This is a genomic window from Rhizobium sp. BK312 (genome assembly GCF_014193605.1).
In the GTDB taxonomy this organism is placed as follows: domain Bacteria; phylum Pseudomonadota; class Alphaproteobacteria; order Rhizobiales; family Rhizobiaceae; genus Rhizobium.
Window position 1 is genome coordinate 94,222 of sequence record NZ_JACHZP010000008.1, and the last position, 16,135, is coordinate 110,356.

Consider the following 16,135-nt stretch of genomic DNA (forward strand, 5'->3'; position numbering starts at 1 on the left):
TCGATCTGCGTGCACCGGTCAAGCATACCAGCCGGCGCGGGTTTCCCAGCCGCCCGGAGCCAAGACCTTTCAGAAGGACCAGAGACATGACGTGCAAATTATCGCTCGCAACTCTCCAGCAGGCGGCTGCAAAGGTGGCCATTCCTGCCTATGACCGGAAGTCGCTTTCGGCTGGTATCGTGCATTTCGGTGTCGGCAATTTCCATCGTGCCCATCAGGCAATCTATCTCGATGACCTTTTCAATACGGGCGAGGCGCATGACTGGGCAATCATCGGCGCCGGCGTATTGCCGTCGGATGCAGCCATGCGTGAAAAGCTGGCCGCCCAGGACTTCCTGACGACCGTTGTCGAGCAGGACAACAACCGCACGGCTGCGCGTGTCACCGCGCCCATGATCGACATCCTGCCGGTCGGCGACGCCAGGGCGATCATTGCCAAGCTCGCTGACCCGACAATCCGCATCGTCTCGATGACGATTACCGAGGGTGGCTACTTCATCGATGCTTCGGGCAAGTTCAATCCCGCCCATCCGGCAATCGTGGCCGATGGGCAGAACCCGGATGCGGCGAAGACGGTGTTCGGCCTGATCGTCGCCGGTCTGAAGGCGCGTCGCGCTGCCGGCCTGCCACCCTTCACCGTCATGTCCTGCGACAATATCCCCCATAATGGCGGCGTCACCAAAGCCGCCGTCGTCGGCACGGCAAAGCTTTCCGACCCGGCCTTTGCCGATTGGATCGCCGCGAACGTCGCCTTTCCGAACGGCATGGTCGACCGCATCACGCCGGCAACGGGTGCGCGTGAGATCGACTTGCTTAAAGAAGCTTTCGATATCGAAGACAACTGGCCGGTCTATTGCGAAGAGTTCAAGCAATGGGTGCTGGAGGACAATTTCCCGGCCGGTCGCCCGCCGCTTGAAAAGGTCGGCGTCACCTTCGTGCCCGACGTCACTCCCTATGAGCACATGAAGATCCGCATCCTCAATGGCGGCCATGCGGCCATCGCCTATCCGGCGGCGCTGATGGATATTCATTTCGTGCATGAAGCTATGGAAGAGCCGCTGATCCGCGCCTTTCTGGCCAAGCTCGAAAATGACGAGATCATCCCCGTCATCCCGCCGGTGCCAAATACCGTGCTTGCGGATTACTTCAAGCTGATCGAACACCGCTTCGCCAATCCAAAGATCGCCGATACCATCCCGCGCCTGGCGCAGGACGGCTCGAACCGCCAGCCGAAATTCATCCTGCCATCGACGGCCGATCGTCTCCGCCGCGGCGAGGATATTGTCGGCCTATCGCTCGTTTCAGCGTTGTGGTGCCGTTACTTCGCCGGCAAGAGCGACAGCGGCAAGGAGATCGTCTTCAACGATGCCAGCGCCGATCGACTGCATGAGGCGGCCCTCAAGGCGAAGGACGATCCGAATGCCTTCCTCGTGTTCGACGACATCTTCGGAGATGTCGCCAAATCCGATCTTTTCCGCAAGCGCTTTGCGCATGCACTGAAAACGCTGTGGGAAAAGGGTACCCGCGTCACCCTGCAGCTATACTTGGACAACAAACTCGCGGAATAATTTCGAACGGTCGGACTTCTCCTGTTCCGGCCGTTTTCCATTGTCCCGCCGGTATTTCGGGCATGACAGGGCTACGAATAGAATTCAGGTTGGATCTGTGATGGCGGATGCGGGAACAGGGCTCGTAATCTTCGATTGCGATGGTGTGCTTGTCGACAGCGAGCCGCTGTCGGTCGGCGTGCTCATTCAGGCGATGCATGATGTCGGCGTCGAGATGAGCGAAGAGGATGTCTATAGCCGCTTCCTCGGCAAGAGCCTGGCGACGCTCGTTGATACGATGCAGACGGAATTCGACGTCTTTATCGATCAGGCATTTCTCGACCGCATCCGCAACGATCTCTATGAACGCTTCAAGCATGAGCTGAAGCCGATCGACGGTATTGGCGCGACGCTGGATGCGCTTTCGCTGCCGCGCTGCGTCGCCTCGTCCAGCCAGCTGGAGCGCATCCGCCTCTCGCTCGGCGTGACCGGACTGCTGGACAGACTGGAGCCGAATATATTCAGTGCCAGTATGGTGAAACGCGGCAAGCCGGCGCCGGATCTTTTCCTCTATGCGGCCGAAAAGATGGGCGTGGCGCCGAAGGATTGCATCGTCGTGGAAGATAGCCCGGCGGGCATCACGGCAGCGCGCGCCGCCGGCATGACGGTCTTTGCCTTCACCGGTGGTTCGCATGCCCATTCGCCGAGTTACCGGGCGGAGTTGGAGCAGCTTTCGCCGGAAGTCGTGTTTGACGCGATGCCGGAATTGATACAACTTGTCCGCAACAAGAGATAAGTGGGCGGGACCTCTTTTGCATGCGTGATCACGTGGTTGCGGTCGATATCGGCACAGGCAGCGCGCGCGCTGGTGTCTTCACCGCGAGCGGTTCACTGCTGGGTAAAAGCGAACATCCGATCCTGATGAATCGCCCGCGTGAAAACCACGCCGAGCATGATTCTGAAGACATATGGACTGCCGTCTGCACCGTCGTTCGCGCAGCGGTAAAGGCTGCCGGCGTCGACTCCTCCGTCATCGGCGCGATCGGCTTCGATGCGACCTGCTCGCTGGTCGTGCGTGACCGCGATGGCGGGCAGCTCACCGTTTCCACCGGCGGCGAGAAAAGGTTCGACACCATCGTCTGGCTCGATCATCGGGCGTTGGCTGAGGCGGATTACTGCACGGCGACGAAGCACGCGGTTCTTGAATATTCCGGCGCGTTCATGTCGCCCGAAATGGAAATGCCGAAGCTGATGTGGCTGAAGGAAAACCTGCCGGAAACCTGGGCTGAGGCCGGCTATTTTTTCGACCTCGCCGATTTCATGACATGGAAGGCGACCGGTTCACTTGCACGGTCGCGTTCGACGCTGGTGGCGAAATGGAACTATCTTGCGCATCGCGAGCCGGGCTGGCAGGCCGATTTCCTCAATGTGATCGGCCTTGGCGATCTGCGCGAACGCGGCAGCCTGCCTGACGAGAGCGTTGCCGTTGGACGGTCTATCGGCACACTGACGGCCGAGGCGGCGCAAGCGCTGGGTCTCGACCGTAAATGCCATGTCGGTGCGGGCATGATCGACGCCTACGCGGGCGCGCTTGGCGCGCTTGCAGCCCATGCCGGCGACGCCACCACGTTGGAACATCAACTGGCGCTGATTGCGGGAACCTCGAGCTGCGTGGTTTCCTTTGCGCGCGAGCGCAAGCGCAGCACAGGCATGTGGGGGCCATATTACGAGGCTGTCTTCCCGGGGATGTGGCTCGCCGAGGCCGGGCAGTCGGCGACGGGCGCGCTGCTCGATCATATCGTCAGCATGCATGCGGCCGGTGGGCCGCCGACAGCGGCGTTGCACGATCGTATCGTCCGGCGGATTGCGGAGCTTAGGCGTGCGGAGGGCGATTCCCTTGGCGGGCGTATCCATGTGCTGCCCGATTTTCACGGCAATCGCTCGCCCCTTGCCGATCCGCATGCGTTGGGCGTCATCAGCGGCATGACGCTGGATGCGTCCTTCGATGGCCTCTGCCGGCTGTACTGGCGCACCAGCGTCGGTATTGCGCTCGGCATTCGCCATATCCTGGAGCGAATGCGGGATTATGGCTATGTGCCCGACACGCTGCACGTCGCCGGCGGCCATGTGAAGAATTCGGTGCTGATGGAACTCTACTCGGACGTGACCGGCTGCAAGGTGGTCATCCCGAAGATGAACGAAACCGTGCTGCTTGGCACGGCAATCGCAGCTTCCGTCTCCTGCGGGATTCACGAAAGCCTCGGCGTTGCCGGCGCCGCCATGTATCCGGGCGGTCATGAGCGGCTGCCGAATGCCGAAAAAACGAAACTCTATGATCGCGACTACCGGCGTTTCCTCGCCATGTATCGCCATCGCGCGGAGCTGGACGCCATGGAATAGGCGGCTTACCGGAGCGGTGCCTGGGCGAACATGCCCTGAAGCTCTTCTATGCGGCGCGTCCTCGTTTCCGCCGCTTCGCCCGCGGCGTGAGCAACTGAAGTCGCCAGATATTCCAGCAGCGCCATTATGGCTGAAAGATTTTCGCGGCTGTTGGCGCGCTGCGGCGGCAGGGATAGCGTGATGTTTGCGAATTCATGCGCCCATTCCGTGAATTGTCCAGTTAACAGCAATACCTTGTAGCCTGCCCGACGAGCCGAGCGAGCCAGAAGCCGTGAGGTGACAAAGTTCGGGGAGTCGATGACGACAAGTAATCCGTCTTCGGCGGGCTCACCGAACAGCTCGATGTAGCTGCCATTGGCGCCGTCAAGGAAAAGGACCTGATCGCGGGCGAAGGTCAGGCGATCGCGAAAATAACGACCGATCCCTGCGAGACTCGGGTGAGAGGTGACAAAGACATGTCCGGAGGACAGAATTGTCGAAACCGCGTCGCGCCATTGCGGCTGGCCGGCGAGGTTGTAGATATGCTGCAGCATCTCGATCTGTTCGGCAATCTGCGTCGCAAGCGGGCGCCCTTCGCTCGCATCTTTCTGCAACTGTTCCAGGATATTGGGCAATTGCGATGTGATACCGGGCGCATTTTCCTTGAGGTGCACCTTTATCCCATCGAGACCGTGGTAGCCGAGCGACCGCAGAAACCTACCTACCGTCATCGGGCTCAATTCCAGCCTGTCGGCAACGGAGGAGGCCGTCTCGAAGGGTAGTTCATTCAAATGCTCGGAGAAATACTTAGCAATTCTTCGTTCGGCCGGAGTGCCGATCTTTATATATTGTCTAAGTTTCTGGCTAAGGTCTTCCAAGTTTTGCGCCTCTTTGATGGTCTTTTCGATGTTATGTTGCGCCAATTTCTACGCCCATTGGCTATTCAATTTTGATCTGGCCGCCGTTCTTGTTGCGGTTGTTGTTCCTAATGTGGCGTACAGAATATATTAGTGCAAAATGTATTACAATAATTCAAATTTTTAATTGTCACATTCATATATCTCTGCGGGATATTGATATCGATACAACCGCTTCTTAAGTGTCCATTTGCCACTAAGAGAGGTAGAACGAATGATTGGCCTTGCCGCCCGCCGCTCCTTCGAGAATCTTTTTGCGCCTGAAACGCGCAAAGTTTTCTGGAAGGTACTCGGCCTTACATTGCTGGCGCTCCTCGTGCTGTGGTTCGTCCTGCGGGGCGTCTTTAATTTCCTCGTATTGCCTTGGCTGCAGGGCTTCATGCCATTCACCTCGGATTGGACGGGTTGGCTCACATTCCTTCTTGCCATCTTTGCCGGGATTGCATTGGCATTGGCGATGGCGCTGCTGATTTCACCGGTCACGGCGCTGATTGCCGGCCTGTTTCTCGACGATGTCGCCGAAGTGGTGGAAAAGCGCGACTATCCGGGTGATGCGCCGGGAACGGCAATGCCAATCGTCGCGGCGATGAAGAGTTCCCTACGCTTTCTCGGCGTCGTCATCGTCGGCAACATCATGGCGCTGTTCCTGCTGTTCATTCCGGGCGTCAATCTCGTCGCCTTCTTTCTGGTGAACGGCTATCTGCTGGGGCGGGAATTCTTCGAATTTGCCGCCATGCGTTTCCGCTCGCCGGACGAGGCGCGGGAATTCCGCGTCAAGCACGCCCTCATGGTCTTCCTGGCCGGCCTGGTGATCGCGGCGTTTCTGGCGATCCCGCTGCTCAATCTGCTGACGCCGCTCTTTGCTGCCGGCATGATGGTACATCTGCACAAGCTGATCTCGCACAGGGAGACCAGCCTGCGGTCAGGGCAGACTTAGCTCGCCGCTTCCGCTCCGATGATCTGAGGCGGAAGTTCGACCAGAGGAGCAGGTATGTCCCAGGTCTTTTCCGGCGAGCGACAGAGGTCGGCAATGACGCAGCGTTCGCATTCGGGCTTGCGCGCCTTGCAGACATAGCGGCCATGCAAGATCAGCCAATGGTGTGCGTGGTAGAGATACTGGTCGGGAATGATCTTCATCAACCGCTGCTCGACTTCGTCGGGCGTCTTGCCCGGAGCCAATAGCAGCCGGTTGGCGATGCGGAAGATATGCGTGTCGACGGCCATCGTCGCCTGACCGAAAGCCATGGAAAGCACGACATTCGCGGTCTTGCGGCCGACGCCGGGTAGGGTGATCAATTCTTCGCGGGTGCGCGGCACCTCGCCACCGAAATCCGTGATCAGCTTTTCCGACAGAGCCACGACGTTTTTCGCCTTATTACGGTAAAGGCCGATCGTCTTGATATATTCGCGGATGCGCTCCTCGCCGAGATCGAGCATCTTCTGCGGGGTATCGGCAACGGCAAAGAGGGCACGCGTCGCCTTGTTGACGCCGGCGTCGGTCGCCTGCGCTGAAAGCGCCACGGCAACGACCAGCGTGAAAGGATTGACGTGCTCCAGCTCGCCCTTGGGTTCCGGCCGCTGGATGGAGAAACGCCGGAAGATCTCTTCCAAGTCCGCTTTGGAATAAAGGCTCTTTCCCGCCGGCTTGCGGCCTGCGGTCGCATTTGACTTTTTCGCGGTTTGGGCGCTGGATTTGATCTTTGGATTTGCCATAAGCGACCTATACTCAAGTCCTATGACGAAACGCAACGCCGATACGGCTGGAGACGGCAACAGGCCGGTTTTCGCTGCCGAATTGTTTCCCCATCGCTCGCTGTCGCGAAAGGGGTTCAGGGTTATGCTGGCCTTGGCAGGCATCTTCTCTCTCTTCTACAGCATTCTCTTCGTCACGCGCGGCGCCTGGCCGATCGGCATTTTCTTCGGCGCCGATTTCTTCCTGCTCTATGGCGCCTTCTGGCTGAATTACCGCTCGGGCCGTGTGCGCGAAGAGGTGACGGTATCGCGCACCAACGTTTCCATCCGCAAATTCTCGCCGACGGGCCGCATGGTGGAGCATGATTTCAATCCGTTTTGGACGCGGTTCCTGGTTCGCCGTCACAGCGAGATCGGCGTTGTTTCCATGCATGTCCGCGACAGAAGCCACGACACCGATGTCGGTTCCTTCCTCAATCCGGAAGATCGTGAGAGCTTTGCCAAGGCCTTCAAGCGTGCCTTGGCGAGCGTGACGCAACGGATATGAGCGGCCTTTACAGACCGGCGATATCACATTTTTGCAGAGAGACCACTGGCGCAAGAAACGGGTGGTTTTAGCCGTCTTGCCGTGGTTTTCTCCTTTTCAAGGAGAAAGATCATGAATGCGATTGCACAGCTGAAGAAAGACATCACCCCGGAAGGTCAGGATTACGACACCGTGCGGGAGGTCATCGAGCTCATCACTGAGGAATATCGCGACCAACCGTCGCTGGAGATGCTGGCCGAAAGGCTCGGCCAGTCGCCGACCCAGCTGCAGAAGACGTTTACACGCTGGGCCGGGCTGTCACCCAAGGCTTTCCTTCAGGCCGTCACGCTCGACCATGCCAAGCGGCTCCTGCGCAAGGAGGATCTGCCGCTGCTGGAGACCTCTTTCGAGGTCGGCCTTTCCGGACCAAGCCGACTGCACGATCTCTTCGTCACGCATGAGGCGATGTCTCCGGGCGAATGGAAGGCGAGGGGCAGCGGTCTGGTGATGCGCTATGCGTTTCACATCTCGCCCTTTGGCCTTGCCTTGATCATGGTCACCGATCGCGGCCTTGCGGGTCTCGCTTTCAGCGATTCCGGCAATGAGAAGGCGTGCCTCGCCGACATGACCTGCCGCTGGCCGAATGCAGAGTTCATCGAAGATCCGCATGCGACGGCACCTTATGCGGCCCGCATCTTCGAGCGAGGGAACTGGTCGAGTGATCAGCCGCTGCGGGTCGTGCTGATCGGTTCGGATTTCCAACTCCGCGTCTGGGAGAGCCTTTTGAAGATCCCGATGGGCCGCGCGGTGACCTATTCCGACATCGCAAGGGATATCGGTCAGCCGACCGCCATGCGGGCCGTGGGTGCGGCTGTCGGCCGCAATCCGATCTCTTTTGTCGTGCCCTGCCATCGTGCGCTCGGGAAGAACGGGCAGCTTACGGGGTATCACTGGGGGCTGACGCGCAAGCGGGCGATGCTGGGATGGGAAGCCGGGGATGCTTGAGGGAGGCTGAGGCTCTGAAGTTTGCGGAGGAGGGTGCGCACTCTCCGTAAACTTGTATCAAGCTTCTCAAGCCGCCTTCGCCATAGCCATCTGCAGCAGCACCTTCGCAGCACTTTCATCCGTAATCAAAGTATTGCAGCCGATGCGCTTGATGGTGGCGCTGATCGCCCGGGCGCGGTGGGCGCCGCCGGAGGAGATCACGATGTGCTTGGCCTTTTTCAGCGTATCGAGATCGACGGACATGACGCGCTTGTTGATCGGGTGATCGACGGAATTGCCCTCGGCGTCGAGGAAGTTGAACATGGTGTCGCAGACGCAGCCCATTTCGATCAGCTCTTCCAGCTCGCGTTTCGAAATGAAACCTTCCGACAGCGATGTCGAGTGCGGTCCGATGTCGCCGCAGCTGACGATAGCGAGATCGAGATTCTCCGCGAGGCGGTAGATGGCTTCCAGCCCGCATTTCTCGATGAGATTGCGCTTGGTCTCGACGGAGTCGACGAGAAGCGGCGCCAGGAACATGTAGCACTCCGCGCCGAGCTGGCTTGCCAGACGCCAAGTGTAATCGATCGGATTGGTCTGATGGACGGCGACGATGCCGCCGAGCAGGGAAACCACCTTGCAATTGTCACGGCGGGTCGGGCGGAAGCTTGCAAGCGACGCGGTCATCGTCCGGCCCCAGCCGACGCCGATCGTATAGTTGTCGGGGATGGCTTCGGTCAGGAACTGGCCGAGCGCCAGGCCGACGCTCTTTGCCTGTGCGTTCACATCTCCATTGGCCGGCTCGGGAACGACGATCGCTTCATCGAGGCCAAAGGTGCGCTCGAGCTTGATCGCCAGTTCAACGCAGTCATCGATGCCTTCAGTGATCCAGATCTGCACCTCGGCCCGGCGCATGGCCTCATCCAGCAGGCGGATGACGGTGGTGCGGCTGATACCCAGCTGTTCGGCGACATCTTTTTGCGTCAGGCCCTGGTTGTAATAAAGCCAGGCGGCGCGAAGCCTCAGGGAGGAGGTCTCCGAATAGGCGGTGTGGGTTCCGCGTCTCAGTTTGGCCACAGGTCCTCCGGCGAGATTGTCGCATGCGCCGTTTAACGTCATGATCCGCCTGAGATGCGAAAAGGAATGATGGCGGATGACTGGAGCAGGCGAGATCGGCTCTTCTGCTGCCGATATTCTATGACATGAAACTTATGTCAATCGAATTGCACAAATGTCCTTGACTTTTCGATGCGAGATTGCTGATAGTCGGTGATGAGGAATTCGGTCTTGTCCAACCGAGGAGGACAATGTGCGAGTGCTGCTGCAAGCAAGTGCCAGACCGGACAGGGAGCCATATAGGGCGCCCGGTGCCGGTGAAAAGCCTGCTTTCGGAAGGTTGTTTCTTCACTGCTCGGCCGTTCACCGGAAATGGAACTCCAGCGCGTTTTATCCCGTTACCGACACATAGGAGAAGGAAGGCTACACCCTGACGCCTTCGGTCCCGTCCGGCGAAAAGACCGGATCTGCTGCCAACATCTCCCATCCCGATGGGCTTCATTCAACAAGGATACCTGTTATGACTTCCAAGCTTGACCAACTCCGCGCCATGACCACGGTCGTGGCCGACACCGGCGATATCGAGGCAGTTGCCCGCCTGAAGCCGGTGGATTGCACCACCAACCCGACGATCGTGTTGAAGGCACTGGGCACGCCGATGTTCGCCGACGCGATCAAGGAAGCCGTTGCCTGGGGCAAGAAACAGGGCGGTGCCTCCGAGGCCGTGGTTGCCGCCGTTGCCGACCGCCTGGCAATTTCCGTCGGTGCAGCGCTTTCCGGCCTCGTTCCCGGTCGTGTCTCGACCGAAGTCGATGCCGACCTCTCCTTCAACACGGAAGCTTCGCTTGCCAAGGCCCGCGCCATCATCGCCGCCTACAAAGAGCGCGGCATCGAGCGTGACCGCATCCTGATCAAGCTCGCTTCCACCTGGGAAGGCATCCGCGCCGCCGAAGTGCTGCAAAAGGAAGGCATCGACTGCAATCTGACGCTGCTCTTCAGCAAGGCCCAGGCGATTGCCTGCGCCGACGCCAAGGCATTCCTCATTTCGCCCTTCGTCGGCCGCATCCTCGACTGGTACAAGAAGTCGACCGGCAAGGACTACACGGCAGAGGAAGATCCGGGCGTCGTCTCGGTGCGTGACATCTACCACTATTACAAGGCCAACGACATCAAGACGATCGTCATGGGCGCTTCCTTCCGCAATACCGGCGAAATCGAAGCGCTGGCCGGCTGCGATCGCCTGACGATCAGCCCGAACCTGCTTGACGAACTTTCCAAGGATGAAGGCAAGCTGGAGCGCAAGCTCTCGCCGGAGCCTAAGGGCTCGGTCGAGAAGATCGCGGTCGACGAAAAGACCTTCCGCTGGATGATGAACGAAGATGCGATGGCTACTGAGAAGCTCTCCGAAGGCATCCGCGCCTTCGCCAAGGATCTCGGCACGCTGCGCGCCATGGTCAGCAAGGAACTGCAGCTCGCAGCCGCTTGACGGTGATCGGGCGTCTCTCCGTCGGGGGGAGCTATGATTCGACAGGGTGTCGCAGGGATGCGGCGCCCTTTTTGTTTGTAGACAGGGCTTTGAGGTCGCCGCAGTTAGACGGCATGGGCGCAGCCTTAGAGAGACCAGAGGCGCTTTGCATTGAGGCGATAGAGCCGATTGCGTTCGTCGGCACTGACACCATGCATCAGGGCATGAGTGGCGGCGACCCAGGTGGAGAGATTGCCGCCAAGCGTGCAGACGGGCCAATCGCTGCCCCAGATGACGCGGTCCCAGCCGAAGCTTGCGATGCAATGTTCGACGAATGGCCGTAACGTTTCCGGCGACCAGTTGTCCGGATCGGCATAGGCGACAACGCCGGAAATCTTCACGATGGCATTCGGCCGTTTCGCCACCTCGCTGATGCCCAACGACCAGCTTTCGCTCAGCCCATCCTTCACCGCAGGCACGCCACAATGGTCGAGGATGAAGCGAATATTTGGATTGAGGTCGATGAGCGCGATCGCCTTGGATATCTGATGCGGCAGGACGCAGAGATCGAAGGTAAGGCGGGTATCGCTTAGCCGCTTCAGGTTTTCGCGGAAGAGGACACCCTCTGAGACGTCATCCGGCACGACATGCAGCACGCGGCGGAAGCCTTTGACGAAGGGGTCGGCGAGCGCTCGCTCGAGATATGCGGGAAAGTTGGGGCTTTCGGGACGGCAGGCGGCGATGGCGCCGCGCAGCAGGCTGTCGGGCTCGCGGCTCAGGCCTTTGACATATTCGGTCTCGCGCTCGATATCCTCTTCGGCGACATCGACTTCCATGTGCAGCGTGTCGGTGATCCCAAGGCGTTTGGCCTCTCGCGCATAATCTTCATAAAGACTGTCACGATTGAGTGCGCCGGCATCCGCCAGCCAAGGATAGCCCAGCCGCTTGCGGTCAACGATGTGAAGATGGCTGTCGAAAAGCATGGCGTTCCTCCCCGAGCTGCTAGCTCTCTACATACTCACAGAAGAATTATTCATTCAAATAAAAATTATAGCTCGGCCTGGTCCACAGTCCCCGCGACGATTTCGGAGATCGCCTTGGCTGTTTGCCGCACATATTCGACTACTTGCTGACGCGTCGGCGCCTTCGGGTTCACGGCCTGGATATAGGGGCAGGTCAACGCGGCCAGCGCATTACCGTCCATCGCCAGAACGGGCGCGGAAATATTGTGAACGCCACTCGTCTGCAGGCTGTCCATGGTTTCGAAGCCGTTCTCGCGGATTGCCGAGAGCTTCTCTTCGAGATCCGCAGGTGGCTCCTCAGGGTCCGGTTCCTGGCGCCTTTGCTCGTTGATCATCATCTGGCGCTGCTTTTCATCCTTGAATGCCAGGAGAATGTGACCTGAGCCGGTATTATAGAGATTGAGCTGGGCACCGACACGGATCGAGATGCCCCAATAGGTCGGCGAATCCTGCTGGGCAATGACGACGACGGAGCCGCGATCGTATATCGCCAGATGACAGGCCTGCTCGGCTCGATTGGAAAATTCGCGCATCAGGGGCGTGGCGAAGGAGACGAGGCGGCGCACCGGCGCATGGTAATGCGCGAGGCCGAAAAGCTTCAGGGTCAGATAGAAGCGATCGCCGTCCTGCCGCTGCACATAGCCGCGCCGCACGAGACGATCGAGCATGCGATAGAATTCGTTGGGACTCTTGTTGAGCGCCTTGGCGATTTCCGCCTGCGTCAGCCCGCCATCGATCCTCGCCAGCAATTCGAGAATGTCGAGCCCCTTGTCCAAGGCCGGTGCGCGATAACGATCACTGTCGTCTTCTATGCTCATGAACAAGCCCTCATGCGATAAAATATATCAATCATTCATATATGAATGATGGAATTTTACAAGTGAGTGAACGCGACTTGACGATCAGTGAATAAGATGTTTGCTTATAAATTATCGGCCTGTAAAGGGTCCAGAGGGCAATCGGACGATTGGTCCCAGCCTGGAGGGGAGTGATTAGCGATGGACTGCCAAGTGGCGAACAACATACAGTCCTCGTTGACAGGCTGAGCGGCCGCTTCGTGCGGTCCTCAGAAGGTAGCGCAAGGCTACGCTAACTGATTGTTATTGCATGATCTTATCCCTGGTGCCGGCGATGCAGCTGGTGGAACTGGATAGGATCATGGTCCCGGAGGAAAGGATCAGGATTATGGGTCATGGATTGGAAGGCAGGAAGGTCGTCATCACGGCGGCGGGACAGGGCATCGGCCGGGCGTCGGCGGAGCGCTTCATCTCGCTTGGTGCGCATGTCTACGCCACCGATATCAACGAGCAGACACTCTCTACGCTGGACGGTGCGACCAAGCATGTGTTGAACGTGCTCGATAGCGCTGCCGTCAAGGCCTACGCGGAAGAGCTTGGCCCGATCGACGTGCTCTTCAACTGCGCCGGTTTCGTGCATGCCGGCACGATCCTGGACTGCGAGGAAAAGGATTGGGATTTCTCCTTCAACCTCAATGCCAAGGCAATGTACACGACCTGCCGCGCCTTCCTGCCGGGCATGCTGGAAAAGGGCAAGGGTTCGATCGTCAATATGGCCTCGGTCGCTTCCAGCGTGAAGGGCGTGCCCAACCGTTTCGCCTATTGCGCTTCGAAGGCTGCCGTAATCGGTCTTACCAAGTCGATCGCTGCCGATTTTGTTGCCAAGGGCATCCGTGCCAATGCGATTTGCCCTGGCACGGTCGATAGCCCTTCGCTGCATGAGCGGCTGAAGGCAACCGGTGACTATGACAAGGCGCTCAAGGATTTCATCGCCCGCCAGCCGATGGGCCGAATCGCGACCGCCGAGGAGATCGCCGCGCTGGTGACTTACCTTGCCGGCGACGAGGCGGGTTTCACCACAGGCCAGATCCACGTCATCGACGGCGGCTGGACGGGCTGAAGCCGTTTTTCGCTATCGGAGGCTTCGTGTTGCGGGGCTTCCTTTTATTTGCCACTCTCGTTTGCGAATCGGTTTGTAACAGACGGTTTGCGATCGGGAGAGCGGCATGGATGCGAACGGATTGTTGCATCGTTCAAGAGGCCTCGTTCTGTGGCGCAAGCACCATGTGATCGTGATCTCGGTGCTTGCTGGTCTTGCCGTTTTCCTGCTCCTGACCTCCAGAGACTTTAATGCCAGCAATCTGCTGATCGCCTGGGATACGACCGCCGTCGTCTTCATCGTCTATAGCCTTTACCGCATGCTGACGGCCGACCCGCAGCGCATCCGCAAGCGCTCGGCTGATCTCGATTTCTCGGATGGTTTCCTGCTGTTCCTGTCGATTGCGGCAGCGCTCGCAAGCATCGGCGGCATCGCGCTTGATCTGCTTGGCGTCAAGGACGCCTCGCCCGAAATCGCCTTCTACCGCGTGATGATGGCGATCGTGACGATCCTGATATCATGGACTTTCCTGCACACGCTGTTCACCATCCACTATGCGCACCGGTTTTACAGCATTCCGGGCAAGGGGCAGGGGCTGAAATTCGCCGAGCCTTTGGAGGAACCGATCTATTGGGATTTCCTCTACTTCTCTTTCACGATCGGCGTTGCGGCGCAGACCGCCGATATCGGTATTTCCACCGTCTCGATGCGTAAGCTGGCGCTCCTCCATGCAATCCTGTCGTTCCTGTTCAACACGACGATCCTGGCGCTCGCCATAAATGTCGGGGCGAGCCTGATCTAGGCCCGCCCCTTCGATAGTCGCGGCTTATATTGCTAGACGACCGCATTGCCGGCCATGACGGCAAGAACCAGGAACACCAGGAAGATGATCAGGAAGATGGCGAAGAGAACGCGCGCAATGGTTGCGGTTGCGGCGGACACGCCGGAAAAGCCGAAAAAGCCGCTGATCAGCGAAATCACAAAGAAAATGAGAGCCCATTTCAGCATTTAGCTGTCTCCTCTGCGTTGTACTTCATAAAGACGCGGGAGGAGGGTGATTTGTTCCGAGGGCGTTTCGATTAACGCCCGATTCTGCTGGTTAAGGCTGGATCGGGCCTCGTTCATATTGGGGCTTGCCGGCCCTTCGCATGGCTCAGGGCGTTCGGCGCTGTAATCGATCCACTGGATCGATTACTTCGGCTACGCCGAACCGCGCCTCACCCATGATTGATCATCACATGCCGCACGGCTGTATAGTCTTCGATAGCGTAGACCGACATATCCTTGCCGTAGCCGGATTGCTTCAAGCCGCCATGCGGCATCTCGTTGACCAGCATGAAGTGGGTGTTGATCCAGGTGCAGCCATATTGCAGGCGGGCAGCCGTCTGCATGCCTCGGCTGATGTCCTTCGTCCAGACCGAGGAGGCAAGCCCGTAGTCACTGTCGTTGGCCCAGGCGACGGCGTCGTTGGGATTGGTGAAGCGGGTGACGGAGACGACAGGGCCGAAAACTTCGCGCCGGACGATCTCGTCATCCTGCGTCGCGCCGGCAACGACCGTCGGCGCATAGAAGAAGCCGCGTTCGCCGGAGATCTTGCCGCCTGTTGTGATCTCCATATGCTTGTGTTCGGCGGCGCGGGTGACGAAGCTTTCGACGCGGTCGCGCTGACGCTTGGAGATCAGCGGGCCGATTTCGTTCTCGGTATCGTCAGCGAGGTTGAACTTGATGCTGGAAACGGCAGACGTCAGGTCGGCGACGAAGTTGTCGTAGACCTTGGCGTCGGCATAGATACGGCAGGCGGCGGTGCAGTCCTGGCCGGCATTGTAGTAGCCGAAGGTGCGGATACCGGCGACGACGGCGTCGATATCGGCGTCATCGAAGATGATGACGGGGGCCTTGCCGCCGAGTTCGAGATGCGTGCGCTTGACCGTCTTGGCGGCCGCCTGCAAGACCTTCTTGCCGGTCGCGACATCGCCGGTGATGGACACCATGCCGATCTTCGGATGGTTGATCAACGCGTTGCCGACGCTCTCGCCGCGGCCGAGGATGACGTTGATGACGCCCTCCGGCAGCACATCCGCGAGCAGCTTTGCCATCTTCAGCGCCGTCAGCGGCGTCTGCTCCGAAGGCTTGAAAACGACGGTGTTGCCGCCGGCAATGGCTGGCGCCAGCTTCCAGGCCATCATCATCAGCGGATAGTTCCACGGTGCAATCGAGCCGACGATGCCGATCGGGTCGCGGCGGATCATCGAGGTGTGGCCGGGCAGATATTCGCCGGCGACCGGGCCGTGTAGGTTGCGAACCGCGCCGGCAAAGAAACGGTAGCAGTCGACAATCGCCGGGATTTCATCGTTGAGCACGGCATTGATCGGCTTGCCGCAGTTCAACGCTTCCAACGCGGCGAAACCTTCGGCGTCCTTCTCGATGGCATCGGCGATCTTGAGGAGATAGGCCGAACGCTGGCTCGGCGTCGTCTGCGACCAGCTCGTGAAGGCTTTTTCGGCAGCGTCGACGGCGGCATCGATCTGGCCGAGTGACGCCTCGGGCAAGTTGAGAACGGTCTCGCCCGTCTTCGGGTTGAGAACGCGTTCTTCCGTTTCCGTGCCGGCTTCGAAGCGGGAGCCGATCAGCATTTGGGTATCCATTATTCT

The 16,135-nt window shown here is 59.1% G+C and carries 16 protein-coding genes; 9 read left to right on the top strand and 7 right to left on the bottom strand.

The window, feature by feature from the left end; all coding sequences use genetic code 11:
* Window positions 1-86: 86 nt before the first annotated feature.
* The 3 genes from FHT85_RS21960 to FHT85_RS21970 all read left to right on the top strand — a co-directional run bounded on the left by FHT85_RS21960 (window position 87) and on the right by FHT85_RS21970 (window position 3,947).
* The gene (locus FHT85_RS21960) at window positions 87-1,568 is read left to right on the top strand and encodes a mannitol dehydrogenase family protein (RefSeq protein WP_112410064.1); all 1,482 of its coding nucleotides are present in this window, start codon (window positions 87-89) and stop codon (window positions 1,566-1,568) included.
* A 100-nt stretch (window positions 1,569-1,668) separates the two neighbouring features.
* A complete protein-coding gene (locus FHT85_RS21965) occupies window positions 1,669-2,343 on the top strand; it encodes an HAD family hydrolase (protein WP_112335223.1) in 675 nt (224 codons plus the stop codon).
* Between the two features lie 20 nt (window positions 2,344-2,363).
* Window positions 2,364-3,947 carry an FGGY-family carbohydrate kinase gene (locus tag FHT85_RS21970; RefSeq protein ID WP_112410063.1) on the top strand — a complete coding sequence of 528 codons (1,584 nt, stop codon included), beginning with the start codon at window positions 2,364-2,366 and terminating at the stop codon, window positions 3,945-3,947.
* Window positions 3,948-3,952: 5 nt separating this feature from the next.
* Here FHT85_RS21970 and FHT85_RS21975 read toward each other — a convergent pair whose 3' ends face one another.
* Entirely contained in the window at window positions 3,953-4,804 is an 852-nt protein-coding gene (locus FHT85_RS21975) for a MurR/RpiR family transcriptional regulator (protein WP_183774322.1), read from the bottom strand.
* 253 nt (window positions 4,805-5,057) lie between these two features.
* On the opposite strand from FHT85_RS21975, the gene FHT85_RS21980 reads away from it, so the two are divergent.
* Window positions 5,058-5,780: a sulfate transporter family protein gene (locus tag FHT85_RS21980; RefSeq protein ID WP_112410062.1), complete on the top strand. Its 723-nt coding sequence runs from the start codon at window positions 5,058-5,060 to the stop codon at window positions 5,778-5,780.
* Here FHT85_RS21980 and nth read toward each other — a convergent pair.
* Complete coding sequence (nth, locus tag FHT85_RS21985; RefSeq protein WP_183774325.1) at window positions 5,777-6,556, bottom strand: endonuclease III; 780 nt, start codon at window positions 6,554-6,556, stop codon at window positions 5,777-5,779. The two genes, FHT85_RS21980 and nth, sit on opposite strands and share 4 nt — an antisense overlap.
* A gap of 22 nt (window positions 6,557-6,578) precedes the next feature.
* Here nth and FHT85_RS21990 point away from each other — a divergent pair, with 22 nt between their 5' ends.
* Together FHT85_RS21990 and FHT85_RS21995 are read left to right on the top strand one after the other, a co-directional pair.
* Window positions 6,579-7,082, top strand: a complete 504-nt coding sequence (locus FHT85_RS21990; RefSeq protein ID WP_112400730.1) for a DUF2244 domain-containing protein — start codon at window positions 6,579-6,581, stop codon at window positions 7,080-7,082.
* Window positions 7,083-7,193: 111 nt separating this feature from the next.
* A complete protein-coding gene (locus tag FHT85_RS21995) occupies window positions 7,194-8,066 on the top strand; it encodes a methylated-DNA--[protein]-cysteine S-methyltransferase (RefSeq protein WP_112400729.1) in 873 nt (290 codons plus the stop codon).
* A 66-nt stretch (window positions 8,067-8,132) separates the two neighbouring features.
* On the opposite strand, the gene FHT85_RS22000 is transcribed toward FHT85_RS21995, so the two are convergent.
* Window positions 8,133-9,122 (bottom strand): sugar-binding transcriptional regulator, encoded by a 990-nt coding sequence (locus tag FHT85_RS22000; RefSeq protein ID WP_112410061.1) that lies wholly within the window; start codon window positions 9,120-9,122, stop codon window positions 8,133-8,135.
* Window positions 9,123-9,621: 499 nt separating this feature from the next.
* On the opposite strand from FHT85_RS22000, the gene tal reads away from it, so the two are divergent.
* A complete protein-coding gene (gene tal, locus FHT85_RS22005) occupies window positions 9,622-10,587 on the top strand; it encodes a transaldolase (protein WP_112335216.1) in 966 nt (321 codons plus the stop codon).
* 125 nt (window positions 10,588-10,712) lie between these two features.
* On the opposite strand, the gene FHT85_RS22010 is transcribed toward tal, so the two are convergent.
* Both FHT85_RS22010 and FHT85_RS22015 read right to left on the bottom strand, forming a co-directional pair.
* Window positions 10,713-11,549: an amidohydrolase family protein gene (locus tag FHT85_RS22010; RefSeq protein WP_112400727.1), complete on the bottom strand. Its 837-nt coding sequence runs from the start codon at window positions 11,547-11,549 to the stop codon at window positions 10,713-10,715.
* A gap of 65 nt (window positions 11,550-11,614) precedes the next feature.
* The gene (locus FHT85_RS22015; RefSeq protein ID WP_112335214.1) at window positions 11,615-12,406 is read right to left on the bottom strand and encodes an IclR family transcriptional regulator; all 792 of its coding nucleotides are present in this window, start codon (window positions 12,404-12,406) and stop codon (window positions 11,615-11,617) included.
* Between the two features lie 367 nt (window positions 12,407-12,773).
* Here FHT85_RS22015 and FHT85_RS22020 point away from each other — a divergent pair, with 367 nt between their 5' ends.
* Together FHT85_RS22020 and FHT85_RS22025 are read left to right on the top strand one after the other, a co-directional pair.
* Window positions 12,774-13,505 carry an SDR family oxidoreductase gene (locus FHT85_RS22020; RefSeq protein ID WP_112410131.1) on the top strand — a complete coding sequence of 244 codons (732 nt, stop codon included), beginning with the start codon at window positions 12,774-12,776 and terminating at the stop codon, window positions 13,503-13,505.
* 106 nt (window positions 13,506-13,611) lie between these two features.
* Window positions 13,612-14,286 (top strand): DUF1345 domain-containing protein, encoded by a 675-nt coding sequence (locus FHT85_RS22025; protein WP_112400725.1) that lies wholly within the window; start codon window positions 13,612-13,614, stop codon window positions 14,284-14,286.
* A gap of 32 nt (window positions 14,287-14,318) precedes the next feature.
* On the opposite strand, the gene FHT85_RS22030 is transcribed toward FHT85_RS22025, so the two are convergent.
* Both FHT85_RS22030 and FHT85_RS22035 read right to left on the bottom strand, forming a co-directional pair.
* On the bottom strand, window positions 14,319-14,492 hold the full coding sequence (locus FHT85_RS22030; protein ID WP_037196276.1) for a DUF1328 domain-containing protein: 174 nt from the start codon (window positions 14,490-14,492) through the stop codon (window positions 14,319-14,321).
* A 209-nt stretch (window positions 14,493-14,701) separates the two neighbouring features.
* The gene (locus FHT85_RS22035; RefSeq protein ID WP_112410060.1) at window positions 14,702-16,129 is read right to left on the bottom strand and encodes a gamma-aminobutyraldehyde dehydrogenase; all 1,428 of its coding nucleotides are present in this window, start codon (window positions 16,127-16,129) and stop codon (window positions 14,702-14,704) included.
* Between the last annotated feature and the right edge of the window lie 6 nt (window positions 16,130-16,135).